The following is a 12292-nucleotide window of genomic DNA, read 5'->3' on the forward strand; positions in this document are numbered from 1 at the left end:
TTGCTGGGACGGTCTGTCGCGATGCGATCAGCGTAGGTCTTCGGGCTTGGCGGGCGCACTGGGTTTTCCCACCGGAGCCGGCTTCCGCTCCGCGTCCTCGTCAGCCTTGCCGTTGGCCTCCGCTCCAGCCAGTGGTACCACGGGCTCCGGTACCGCGGGCTCCGGTACTGCGGGCGCCGGCGTGGGCGCCGGTACGAGTGGGGCGGGTTCTTCCGGAACGAGTGGAGCGGGTGGCTCCGGAGCGGTGTCCGGGGTGTCTTCCTCCACCGGCCCGGCGAGAGCCTGGACCGCCTCGGCCATCTTGATCTCGGGACGCTGCTGGGCCGGGGTGACCAGGTCCGCGTGCTTCAGCTCCGTCTGCGCCTTCATCGCGGGCTCGGGCACCTCCTCCCGATGGTCCTTCCGCGACTTGTGCGGCCAGAACCGGTCCACCACGGCGTTGAGCGCGGCCCCGATCAGCACCGCGATCGCTGTCATGTAGAGCCACATCAGCACCGCGATCGGCGCCGCCAACGGCCCGTAGATCGACGTCCCGCCGACGGTGCTCTGCAGGATCCACCGCAGCACGAAGCTGCCGAGGATCCAGATCGACAGCGCGAGGAAGGACCCGGGCAGGTCGGAGACCCAAGGCGTCCGGACCGGCACCGAGAGGTGGTACAGGGTGTTCAGGAAGCCCGCCGACAAGATCGTCACGACCGGCCAGTAGAGCTGGTTCAGGAAATCGACCCGCTCCGGCAGCAACGCGTTCACCGCGTCCGGACCGGCCAGCACCAGCGGAAGCACGATGATGCCGATCACCAGCGCGGCGCAGTACAGGCTGAAGGACAGGGCGCGGGTGCCGACGATGCCGCGCTTGCCGCCCATCCCGTACATGATCGTGATGGTGTCCACGAAGACGTTGAGCGCTCGGCTGCCGGACCACAGGGCCAGCACGAAACCGATCGAGATCACGTCCGGGCGGCCACCGTCGAGCACCTGGTCCAGGGTCGGCACGATCACGTTCTTGACCGAGTCGTCGGTTAGCGCCCGGCCGGCCAGGTCGGTGATCTGGATCTTGATGTCGTCGATCGTCTCGACCTCGAAGTACCGGCTGGCGATGAAACCGATACTGCCGGCCAGTCCGAAGATCAGCGGCGGCAGCGAGAGGATCGCGAAGAACGCCGCCTCCGCGGCCAGTCCGGTGACCCGGTAGCGCAAACAGGTACCGACGGTCTGGGTGATCAGCTTCCAGACCGTCCCGGGGATTCGACGGGCCCATGCCAGTGAGACGGAGGTCTCGGACCCAGAGCGTGCCATACCGCTTACCGTACTGACATGGCGGACCCTTTCGCGGTAACGAATCAGGCTCCCCCACTCCAAGGGGTGAACTTCTTCACGCGGGACCAGGCACTCGGTGACGCTCTGCGTCCGTTTGCCGCTCTCGACGACGATGCCGGCCTGACCGCGATCGGAGATCTCGCGGGAACGCAGGAAGCGCTCTCGCACGCGCTCCCGGCCAATCAGAACCCACCCGTACTGCGGACCCACGACCGCTACGGCAACCGCATCGACGAGGTCGAGTTCCACCCGTCGTGGCACTGGCTGATGGAGAAGGCAGTCGGCTTCGGGCTCCAGGCAGCCCCCTGGACCAGCGATCGCCCGTCGCCCCACCTGACCCGCGCCGCGGGCTTCTACCTGTGGTCCCAGGTCGAGTCCGGGCACGGCTGCCCGATCTCCATGACGTACGCCGCGGTCCCGGCGCTCAGGGCGTCCGAAGAACTCGCGGCCGAGTGGATCCCCAGCCTCGCCGCCACGTCGTACGACGCTCGCCGGCTGCGCGCGGGTGACAAGGCCGGGGCGCTCGCGGGCATGGGCATGACCGAGAAGCAGGGCGGTTCGGACGTCCGCGCCAACCTCACCACCGCGACGCCTTCCGGCAGCGACGGCGAATACCTGCTGAACGGGCACAAGTGGTTCTGCTCGGCCCCGCAGGTCGACGTGTTCCTGGTGCTGGCCCAGGCGCCGGACGGGCTGACCTGCTTCGTCGTACCGCGCGTCCTTGCTGACGGCAACCGGAACGCCTTCGCCCTGCAACGGTTGAAGGAGAAGCTCGGCAACCGCTCCAACGCCTCCAGCGAGGTCGAGTTCCACGGCACGATCGGCTACCGGCTCGGCGACGAGGGCGCCGGCGTGCGGACCATCATCGATATGGTCGCCGCCACCCGCCTCGACTGCGTGCTGGGATCCGCCGCCCTCCAGCGCCGAGCCCTCGTAGAGGCCCTCTGGCACACCCGCCACCGCTCGGCCTTCGGTGAACTGCTCGCCGACAAGCCCGCGATGCAGAACGTCCTCGCCGACCTTGCCCTGGAGAGTGAAGCGGCAACCGCGCTGGGGATGCGGCTAGCGGCTGCGGTGGATGCGTCGATCGGCGGTGACGAGCAGGCGGCGGCCTTCCGGCGGATCGCGCTGCCATTAGCGAAGTTCTGGGTATGCAAGCGGACGCCGTTCATGGTGGCGGAGGCGCTGGAGTGCCTCGGCGGGAACGGGTTCGTCGAGGAGTCCGGCCTTCCCCTCCTGTTCCGCGAGTCGCCGTTGAACTCGATCTGGGAAGGATCGGGGAACGTGAACGCGCTCGACGTCCTCCGTGCGCTCAGAAGGCCGGAGTCGCTGGAGGCGTGGCTACTCGAGGTCGGCGCGGCGCGGGGTGCCGACGACCGCCTCGATGCCGCGGTGAACGACGTACTGGAAACGCTTGCCGATGTGTCCGAGGCGGAGGCCGGCGCGCGCCGCCTCGCCGCTCGGATGGCCGTCTGCCTCCAGGCGTCCCTGCTCGTCCGGCACTCGACACCCGAAGTCGCCGACGCCTTCGTCGCGTCCCGACTGGCCGGCGACTGGGCCGGCGTCTTCGGCACCCTCCCCCGCACCACGCCCTTCACCCCAATCCTCGCCCGCGCCCTCTGATCGGCCACGTCCCCTTTGATCCGGTTACGTCCGAAGATCCGAGGGTTATAGGCCACAGTTCTTCGGACGTTACCGGCAGAGAAGGGGTGTGTACGCGATAGGGTGGCCGCGTCGCGACTGGCGCGCTGAGGTGGAGAACCACCGGGGAGCGAAGAACGTCGGCACCGTGCGCCTGGGTGCCTTCGACCCACTGCAACCGCAGGAGAGACAACGATGACTCAACCCTTCGACGCCGCCGTCGCATCGGCCGCGTACCGCAACGCGCTCGAGGTGATCGGCGCAGTGGAGCCCACCGTCGCCGGCGCGATCAGGGCCGAACTGGCCGACCAGCGCTCCTCGCTGAAGCTGATCGCCAGTGAGAACTACGCGTCCCCCGCCACCTTGCTGACGATGGGCAACTGGCTGTCGGACAAGTACGCCGAGGGCACCATCGGGCACCGCTTCTACGCGGGCTGCCAGAACATCGACACCGTCGAGCAGGCCGCCGCGGATCACGCGAAAGCGCTCTTCGACGCGCCGCACGCCTACGTCCAGCCGCACTCCGGTATCGACGCCAACCTGGTCGCGTTCTGGGCGATCCTGGCCCAGCGGATCGAGTCCCCGGCACTGGCCGAGGCCGGCGCGAAGCACGTCAACGACCTGTCCGACGAGGACTGGACCAAGCTCCGCAAGGCGCTCGGCGACCAGAAGATGCTCGGCATGTCGCTGGACGCCGGCGGTCACCTGACCCACGGATTCCGGCCGAACATCTCCGGCAAGATGTTCCACCAGAGCTCGTACGGCACCAACCCGGAGACCGGTCTGCTGGACTACGACCAGGTCGCCGAGCAGGCCCGCGCGTTCAGGCCGCTGATCCTGATCGCCGGCTACTCCGCCTACCCGCGCAAGATCGACTTCGCCAAGATGCGGGAGATCGCGGACGAGGTCGGCGCCACCCTGATGGTCGACATGGCGCACTTCGCCGGTCTGGTCGCGGGCAAGGTCTTCACCGGCAACTTCGACCCGGTCCCCTACGCGCACGTCACCACGACCACCACCCACAAGTCGCTTCGCGGCCCGCGCGGCGGCATGGTGCTCTGCCAGCCGGAGTACGCCGACGCAGTCGACCGCGGCTGCCCGATGGTGCTCGGCGGCCCGCTCGGCCAGGTGATGGCAGCGAAGGCCGTCTCCCTGGCTGAGGCGCGCCAGCCGTCCTTCCAGACCTACGCGCAGAACGTCGCGGACAACGCGGTCACGCTGGCGGAGGGCCTGATGAAGCGTGGCGTCAAGCTCGTCACCGATGGCACCGAGAACCACCTCGTACTGCTGGACGTCTCGTCGTACGGCATCACCGGCCGGCAGGCCGAGTCGGCGCTGCTGGACGCAGGCATCGTCACCAACCGGAACGCGATCCCCCGCGACCCGAACGGCGCCTGGTACACCTCCGGCGTCCGGATCGGCACGCCGGCGCTGACCACCCGTGGCTTCGGCGGCGACGAGTTCGACCGCGTCGCCGAACTGATGGTCGACGTCCTCTCCAGCGTCACCCCGACGACGACGTCGGCCGGCGCCCCGTCGAAGGCGAAGTACGTGCTCGCCGACGGCGTCGCCGACAAGGTCCACGCCGCCTCCGCCGAAATGCTCGACAAGCACCCGCTCTACCCGGGTCTCGACCTGAACTGATCGCACTGTGCAGCGCCCGCTCCCACGAGTCGTGGGCGCGGGCGCTTCGCCTTTCAGTCGTCCTGCGGGATCCCCATCAGCGCTTCCTGTGAAGCCTTGGGTCAGCGTCGGCTCTTCGGCATGGATGAGGTGGTCATGGATACAAACTATCAGAATATTGTGATAGATCTGATTCCTGTAGTGTTCTGTCATGTCACCGGATCCGTCCCCTGCCGAGATCAGCCAGTTCGTCGAGCGCTTCGCCGGCGTCCTCGCGAACAGCGGCGTCCCCTCGATGTCAGCCCGCGTGATGGGCCGGATGCTCGTCAGCCCCACCGGCACGATGACCGCCGCGGAACTCGCCGAATCCCTCCAGATCAGCCAGCCCGCCGTCTCCGGCGCCGTCCGCCAGCTCCTCCAGGTCTCCTTCATCAGCCGCGAACGCCTGCCCGGCTCCCGCAAGGACCACTACCGCATCCGCGACGACGTCTTCGCCGCCATCCTCGAACGCCGCAACGACGCCCTCGGCGAATGGGAATCCAGCACCCGCTCCGGCGCCGACCTCTTCGGCCCCGAAACCCCCGTTGGCCACCGCCTCGCCGAAGCCGCCGACTTCTTCGCCTTCATCCGAGAAGACCTCAACCAAATGATCAAAAACTGGCGCACCAACCACCCCGCGCGCTAACCAACCGCCCGCCTGGCCCACGCGTTCGCCGAGTCGTGGATTTCGGGGGCTAGCAAGCGTTTTCCGGCATCCCCGATCCACGACTGAGCGCGCACTCAGGCGCCTTGGTCGCCGTGTCTCAAGTGAGAGGTTCGAATTCGTTGAGTTTCCAGGTCTGGTCGAACCAGGCTTGGAGTGGTCCGTAGATCCTGAAGAGCTGGAACCAGGACTTGCCGGGGAGTGTTTCCACCCAGTTCGACTCCTTGCCTTCCGGGGCGGCGGGGCCGAAGTACAGGTCGTAGGAGCCGTCCTCGTTGGCCTGGAGGGTGCCGGAGTTGCTCGCCAGGGCGGGCCACAGCGTCGAGGGCACTTGGAGCAGGGACCGGGTCTGGGTGTCGTAGACGTCGACGGCCCAGAAGTTCTTTGCCGGTGGGTTCGGATCGACGTGGAGCCGGTACGTCCGGGATCCGTCCAGGAGATCCCCGTTGCTGTCGTGGATCGTGTAGGCGTAGGCGGAGCCCGCGCCGACCTGTGCGTGCGCCATGGCGGGTGTCACCACCGTGGCGAGGTAGTGGAACTGGGTGCGCGCATCGAGCAGGCGGGCGCCGTTGCGGAGGAACTCGTAGCTCCCGCCGACGAAGGGGATCTTCCACGACCCGTAGAGCACGGCATCGGGGTCTCGGGGCTCATAGGCGATGGCGCGCGCCAGTCCGGCGCCGATGTCGGCCGCCCGCGAGAGGATGCCGCGCATCCGGTCGCCAGGCGCGAACGGCTGACCGTGGACGAGACCGATCGCCGCGAGCTGTCCGGCGCGCTCGGCATCAAGCGCCTCCGTCGGCTCCTCCTGCACGAGTTCGTCGAGCTCCTCGTAGAAGGAGAAGTCGTTGGCATGCACCGTGTTCACGATCGCTTCAGCCAGGTTGACGAACTCGTTGTCGTCCGGCGCCGCGGCCTCCGAGAGCGGGTAGATCCTGCTCTGCTTGAGGGCGGGGACGCCACCGAGCGCCCGGAGTACGACCCAGTTGGTGTACGTCGGGCACCAGTAGGCGAAGTACCCGTCGGGGACGTCACCGTCGTACCCGGGTGGCAGGAACAGGTACTTCCCGCCCTGGCCGCGGTCGGGGCCTGCGATGCCCATGTCGGCGACATAGCGGAACCAGAAGTCGTCGACGACACAGAGCGACTCCGACGGCGCCTCGATCACGGTCGGGCCCCACGCCTTGAGGTCCAGGAACGTGGTCCCGTAGGTGGTCTCGGTGTTCGGCGTCAGGTAGAGACTCTGGGAGTTGGCGCGGGGGTCGGTGAAGCCGATGACACGCGCCGAGGTGACGCCGGCGGACCGCAGGCCGCGGCGCATCGCCACCAATGACGCGCCGGGTACCGCGTTGAGGAACACCTCGATGCCGCGCATCAGGTCGAGCGCGTCGTAAGCCGTGGACACCGTGTCCGGTCGCGGCACCCCGTCGAAGAACTCGAGCCGCCCGAACGGCGAGTCCACCGTGTCAGCCGACGAGACCTCGGCGATCGCAGCCTTCATCTGCTCCACCGACAACTCAGACCCGCCCAACCCCTCACCCATGGTGCCCCCACCTTCGCCGCCCTGACGCCGTCCTCATCCGAGACAGATGACCCACCTCCACCTCGCGCCGGACGTCGAGTCGTGGATTCGGGGACGCAGCAAGCGTTTCCCAGCAACCGCGATCCACGACTGAGCGAGCACTCACAGGATTGGACGCGGTGGCCGGCGCGAATGAGGTGTGCGGGGTTTGTGCCTTGTGGGGTGAGGCGCCATCGCGGCGAAGTCGCCGGCTGGTTCCGGGGACAAGCAGGGGCGGGCACCCGCCGAGATGGCAGGGTCGCCGCCGGGATGGCGGGGCGGCTGGCTCAGGGGGCTGCTTTCAGCCGTCCTGGGGCGGTGGGTCAGGCCGATGCCCATCACCAGGCCGGCGCCGGCCGGTGAGGTCACCTGGGCCGCGCTCCACGCGAGGCCGACGTACCAGGCCATGTCGCCGATCTGCGAGACCGCTGCCGAGAAGATCCAGCCGTGCACCCGATAGTCCCGGCGGAGCGGCGGGAAGCCCTCGGGCGGGGCTGCCGGCGCGCCGGTCACGGTCGGGCTGGGACCGCGTGGGCGAAGAGGAAGACCTTGCGCGCGTCGTCCCCGTCGGAGGGGTCGTCGGCATACTCGCGAATCACGTCCTCGAGCCTGGTGCTGAGCTCGTCGAGCCGCTCGGGCGTCAGTGAGAGCCATCTCTCGGTCGAGTACGCCGCCCGGATCCAGGGCTCGTCGTACTCGTGCCGACGGTCGAACCACTGCCGGACCTTGGCGGCGCGGTGGGCCAGGTTCTCCTCCTCCGCCGTGGCCGCGACCAGTTCGCCGGCCGGGTCGCCGCCGGCGTCGGCGTCGGCGAAGGACCAGGAGTACTCCGCGGTGGTTGCGACCCGCCACCATCTCTCCCGGCGATTCTTCGCCAGCTCGGGCGCCTCCTCGATCACGCCGGCGGCGGCGAGAACCTTGAGGTGGTGGCTGATGTTGCCGACCAGCTCACCGGTGGCCTCGGCCAGCCGGGTGGCGGTCGCGGGTCCGTCGACGTGCAGCAGGTCGAGCAGCCGGCGGCGGAGCGGATGGTGGATCGCGGCGATGACGGAGAAGTCGGCGGTCCGTCGGTTTGCGGGCGTCATGGCAGCAAGATAGCTTCCACAAGATTCCTTGCACAATATTTCTTGTTGATCAGATGAGTTCCTGGCCGGGTCGCCTTCACTCCGGGCGTCGGTCGCGTGGTGTTCATCGCCGCTGCCTAGGTTCCGGCCCATGCCTGGATGCGATTTCACCCGACGGGACCTGCTCCGCTGGTCTGCCGTCGCGGTCGCCACCCCTCTCCTCGCCAACTCCGCCTTCGGCGTCGCGCACGCCACCACCGGCCGCGACGCCATCTCGCCGGCCAACCTCGAACTCGTCACGCTGACCGAGGACAGCGCGATCATCACCTGGTACACCGGCTACACCGGCACCGACGACGGCCTCGGCCGGATGCAGCCAGCGCCCGCCGACGCCGAGGTCCGCTGGGGCACCCATCCGAACCGCCTCAACCGGGTGGCCTGCGGCCTGTCCGACGACACGCCGTACCACTACGTCGAACTGAAGGGCCTCGCTCCCGGCCAGACGTACTACTACCAGGCGCGCTCGAACGGGAAACTCGTCCCGCCGACCCAGTTCACCCTGATCTCGGGCAACGCCGTCGGCACCTCGGAGTACGGACTGAGCACGGGCGGCCCGTACTCCTTCACCACGCCGAAGCCGCCGCCCGGGCGGTACCTCTTCTCCATTGCCCTGTGCAACGACTTCCACATGGGCGAGACGCAAGCCGGCCTGGTCGGCGGGCAGCCGCAGTACATCGGCATCCAGCAGGAGCCCGGACTGCCGCCGTACCCCGAGGTCATGCTGAAGGCGCTCGTCGAGGACGCGAACGCGCTCGGCGCGGACTACCTGCTAGCGGCCGGCGACATCTCCGCCGAGGCCGTGCCGGTCGACCTCAGCAGGGCCGGACACCTGCTCCACGGATTCGGCCGGTACCGCGAGGACTTCTTCGTTGCTCGAGGCAACCACGACCGCGCCCACACAGGCGACCCGTACGCCGGTTGCCGGGCCGGACAGTGGCAGGGCCGGGACTGCTTCCACGACGAGTTCTTCCGGGCCAGGAGCCGACGTACTTCACCCGAGAACTCCAAGGCCTGCGGGTGATCGGGCTCGACACGTACGACAAGCCGGGTGGTGGTGGAGACGCGGGAGCGCTCTCCACGGATCAGCTGGCCTGGTTCCGCCAGCAGCTCGCCAAGGAACGCGACCAGCCCACCATCGTCTTCGGGCACCACCCGCTGGTCGTGCAGAACTCGGCCTTCCCGATCTCGCCGAGCAACTCGCTCGACGCCGCGCAGGCCTCCACGATCCTGCAGGACTATGCGCGTACGCCGGGCCTGTTCCTGCATCACGCCGGCCACACGCATCGCAACAAGCGGACCATCAGCCCGGTCGCGCCCCGCGTCACTCTGCAGGAGATTGCCGCGGGCAAGGAGTACCCCGGTGGCTTCTCCCTGCTGCGGCTCTACACCGGCGGATACGCGCTGAACTTCTACAAGACCCGCAGCGAGCTCGCCCGGCGGTGGAGCGAGCGCAGCCGCCAGGAGATTCTCGGCTACTGGCCGCAGTTCGCCCTCGGCAGCAGCGTCTCGGACCGCAACCTGGTCGTCCGCCGCGACCTCTCCGGCCTGCACCCCGTGCACAAGCCGCACCACCACCACTGATCCACGACGACCAGGAGAACGACCGATGGAATTGAGCCGGAGAAGCCTGATGGCAACCGGTGCGCTGGTCGCGGCGGGCGGGCTCACCCCGCTCGAGGCCACCGCAGCCGAGCAGCACGAGCCAGACCACCAGCACGACCAGCCAAAGCACGACGACCACGGCCCGCAGGGCGTCTGGCTGGCGGGTGACACCCACGTCCACGACGACCACTCGTCGGACGGAAGCCTCCCCCGGCAGACCTCGGGCCAGCGGCTGCCCGGCAACCTGTCCGTGGCCGACCAGATCGGCCAGGCCGAGCGGATGGGGCTGGACTACCTGCCGCTGACCGACCACCGCACCTACGACCAGCATTGGGACCCTCAGTGGCGGTCGGAGAAGCTGCTGCTGATCCCCGGCGAGGAGGTCAACGGCTCGCCGCACGCGATCGTCCTCGGCGGCGTCGACACGGTGGTGGACGGTGCCAATCCCCCGGGCTCCGCGTCCTTCCGACACGTCCAGCAGTCGATCTGGGACGCCCACGCACAGGACGCCGTCTGGTCCACCGCCCACCCCGACAACGGCGAGTACACGCCCGCCGCGGGACCCAACGACAACGCCAGCGCGCAGGGCGTCGACATGGTCGAGGTCTGGAACCCGGCCTCCGACCCGGACGCCCAGCTCGACTACGCCGAGAACCGCTGGAACAAGGGCTTCCGCTTCGGCGCGGTCGCCGCGAGCGACTGCCACTTCCGTGAGCTCTGGGGTACGGCGGGCCCGGGCGAGGCGACGACCTGGGTGTTCGCGGCCGACCGGACCCAGCGCGCGGTCCTCGACGCACTCCGCGCCGGTCGTACGTCGATCTCGTACAAGCCGACCGGGCTCTTCGTCACCCTCGAGGCGGACCTGGACGGCGACGGCAGGTTCGAGTCGATCGGCGGCGACGAGGTCGTACTGCGGACCAGCCGCCTCCCACAACGGGCCTCACTCCGAGTCCGGGTCCGAGGTGGCGCCGGCGCCCGGGTGCTCGTCTACGCCTCGCCAGGTCGATCGGCCGGCGCGCTGGCCACGTTCTCGCCGAAGGCCGCCGACGAGACGTACACCGTCCCGCTCAAGCAACTCCCCGGCACCCACAGCTGGTGGCGCGTCGAGGTCCGGGCACCGGGCGCGGTATCCGGCCGGGATGCCGATCCCACCTTGCCCGACCAGCTTCGCGGTGCGACGTCACCGGTCTTCGTCTCGGTCGGCTCCCCCGCCGTACCCGCGCCAGAGATCGCTCTCCCGGCCCGGATCACCGGCAACGACCAAGCGTCACTGGTCACCGGTGAGTCGGGAGAGTTCTCCGGCTTCGCCGACGTGGCGGTCCAGGACGGCGCCACACACGTAGTGGCGGAGTCCCACGAGGACGGCGAGTCCACTGTGGTCTACCGGCGAGTGGCAACCCACGGCCGCAAGGACACCGTCGTGCTGTCCGCCCGGTCGCACGTCGCACGCACTCCGCGGGTCATCGCCTCGGGCAAGGATGTGTGGGTCGTCTGGCAGGACGAGGACGGCGAGCAGCCGCACCGTCCGGTGATCCTGCTCCGGCACAGCTCGAACGGCGGCCGGGAGTTCGGCAAGGCCGTCCAGCTCAGCGACGGCAAGGGCAGAGCGATCCACCCGGCTCTCGCGCTGCTCAAGGGCAACCCGGTGGTCGCCTGGGCCGACAACGGCGGCGGCGCGTTCGACGTACTCGTGCGAGTGGTCGGCGTCGACAAGGCGGCGGTGAACGTCTCGGCGCCGGGCAAGATCACGGCCGCCGGTACGCCGGACGACGCCCGGTCGCCGCGCTACCCGGCCTCCCTCATCCCGTCCGTGACCGTCGGTCTTGACCGACGGATCGTCGTCGGCTGGCAGGACAACCGGTACGATGCCGACCCGCTGTGGACCGGGCACACCCCGCCCGCGGGTGAGTCTCCGAGCGGCAACACCGATCCGGACAACTGGCAGATCATGACGGCGGTCCGGCAGGCGCTGGGCTCCGGCTGGTCCGCACCGACCCGGGTCGCCGTCACGACGACGGCCGACCGCCATCCGAGCATCGCGACCGACCGGTCGGGCGAGCTCGTCGCGATCTGGGAGACGAAGGCGCTGCAGAGCTCGGGGGCCAACCTGTCGCTGCGAGCTGCCCGGTCATCGGACGGCACCAACTGGTCCACACCCGAGCCGGTCGGACTCGAGCCCACGGCGATGAGCCAGCGGCCCCAGCTCAGCCAGGACCCGGACGGCGTACTCCGGGCTGTGTGGTACGACTCACGCGCGGCCGATTGGCGGTGGAAGATCTTCACCTCCCGCCTCGACCGGGCCATTGGCTGGACCGCGGCGACCCAGCTCACGACAGCCGGCAACAACACCTGGCCGGCGGCCGACCAGGGCGCCGTCGTCTTCACCTCCGACCGCGCCGCCGAGCGCATCCAGCGCGACCACACCCAGCAGATCTACCGCCTGCAGGCCTATCGGCAGCACCGGTAGAAACCGTCCGGCAGGCCCTCGGTCGCCACCGACCGAGGGCCTGTCACATGCCACCGAATCAGGGTTTTCAAACCTTGCACAAGAGGTCTTTCACAACGCCTCTTGTCGATGCCCGAATGAGCGCGAATCAATCTGCAGCAGACTGCTGGACATAGCCACATCGTGAGATCGCGTCTCACAATGCAGGAATGGGAGTTGATTTGTCGGCCGATCGCGCTGAGTCTTATCACCATGCTCGCTGCCCGCTCGACACATCT

At 68.9% G+C, this 12292-nt stretch carries 10 protein-coding genes and 1 riboswitch; of the genes, 7 read left to right on the top strand and 3 right to left on the bottom strand.

All coding sequences use genetic code 11. The features are described 5' to 3' along the window. Positions 1-27: 27 nt before the first annotated feature. A complete protein-coding gene (locus ACFPJ1_RS39360) occupies positions 28-1296 on the bottom strand; it encodes a YihY/virulence factor BrkB family protein (protein WP_380111453.1) in 1269 nt (422 codons plus the stop codon). Between the two features lie 18 nt (positions 1297-1314). Between ACFPJ1_RS39360 and ACFPJ1_RS39365 the strand changes: the two genes are divergently transcribed. The 3 genes from ACFPJ1_RS39365 to ACFPJ1_RS39375 all read left to right on the top strand — a co-directional run bounded on the left by ACFPJ1_RS39365 (position 1315) and on the right by ACFPJ1_RS39375 (position 5266). Then, positions 1315-2940 carry an acyl-CoA dehydrogenase family protein gene (locus ACFPJ1_RS39365; RefSeq protein ID WP_380111454.1) on the top strand — a complete coding sequence of 542 codons (1626 nt, stop codon included), beginning with the start codon at positions 1315-1317 and terminating at the stop codon, positions 2938-2940. Between the two features lie 103 nt (positions 2941-3043). Beyond that, a riboswitch (ZMP/ZTP riboswitch) is annotated at positions 3044-3125 on the top strand. Positions 3126-3153: 28 nt separating this feature from the next. Continuing rightward, positions 3154-4602: a glycine hydroxymethyltransferase gene (locus ACFPJ1_RS39370; RefSeq protein WP_380111455.1), complete on the top strand. Its 1449-nt coding sequence runs from the start codon at positions 3154-3156 to the stop codon at positions 4600-4602. Positions 4603-4792: 190 nt separating this feature from the next. Beyond that, the gene (locus ACFPJ1_RS39375) at positions 4793-5266 is read left to right on the top strand and encodes a GbsR/MarR family transcriptional regulator (protein ID WP_380111456.1); all 474 of its coding nucleotides are present in this window, start codon (positions 4793-4795) and stop codon (positions 5264-5266) included. Between the two features lie 118 nt (positions 5267-5384). Here ACFPJ1_RS39375 and ACFPJ1_RS39380 read toward each other — a convergent pair whose 3' ends face one another. Then, positions 5385-6824 carry a DUF1254 domain-containing protein gene (locus ACFPJ1_RS39380; RefSeq protein ID WP_380111457.1) on the bottom strand — a complete coding sequence of 480 codons (1440 nt, stop codon included), beginning with the start codon at positions 6822-6824 and terminating at the stop codon, positions 5385-5387. 349 nt (positions 6825-7173) lie between these two features. On the opposite strand from ACFPJ1_RS39380, the gene ACFPJ1_RS39385 reads away from it, so the two are divergent. Continuing rightward, positions 7174-7302: a hypothetical protein gene (locus ACFPJ1_RS39385; RefSeq protein WP_380111458.1), complete on the top strand. Its 129-nt coding sequence runs from the start codon at positions 7174-7176 to the stop codon at positions 7300-7302. A 49-nt stretch (positions 7303-7351) separates the two neighbouring features. Here the strand turns inward: ACFPJ1_RS39385 and ACFPJ1_RS39390 are convergent, their stop codons facing one another. Beyond that, positions 7352-7927: a helix-turn-helix domain-containing protein gene (locus tag ACFPJ1_RS39390; protein WP_380111459.1), complete on the bottom strand. Its 576-nt coding sequence runs from the start codon at positions 7925-7927 to the stop codon at positions 7352-7354. 130 nt (positions 7928-8057) lie between these two features. Here ACFPJ1_RS39390 and ACFPJ1_RS39395 point away from each other — a divergent pair, with 130 nt between their 5' ends. Genes ACFPJ1_RS39395 through ACFPJ1_RS39405 form a run of 3 tightly spaced genes read left to right on the top strand, consistent with a single transcriptional unit; the run spans position 8058 to position 12035 of the window. After that, complete coding sequence (locus ACFPJ1_RS39395) at positions 8058-8987, top strand: fibronectin type III domain-containing protein (protein WP_380111460.1); 930 nt, start codon at positions 8058-8060, stop codon at positions 8985-8987. Further along, on the top strand, positions 8984-9547 hold the full coding sequence (locus ACFPJ1_RS39400) for a metallophosphoesterase family protein (RefSeq protein ID WP_380111461.1): 564 nt from the start codon (positions 8984-8986) through the stop codon (positions 9545-9547). Before ACFPJ1_RS39395 ends, ACFPJ1_RS39400 begins: the two co-directional genes overlap by 4 nt. A 25-nt stretch (positions 9548-9572) precedes the next feature. Beyond that, positions 9573-12035, top strand: a complete 2463-nt coding sequence (locus tag ACFPJ1_RS39405; RefSeq protein WP_380111462.1) for a CehA/McbA family metallohydrolase — start codon at positions 9573-9575, stop codon at positions 12033-12035. The last annotated feature ends 257 nt before the right edge of the window (positions 12036-12292 follow it).

It is taken from the genome of Kribbella qitaiheensis, from assembly GCF_042657745.1.
In the GTDB taxonomy this organism is placed as follows: domain Bacteria; phylum Actinomycetota; class Actinomycetes; order Propionibacteriales; family Kribbellaceae; genus Kribbella; species Kribbella qitaiheensis.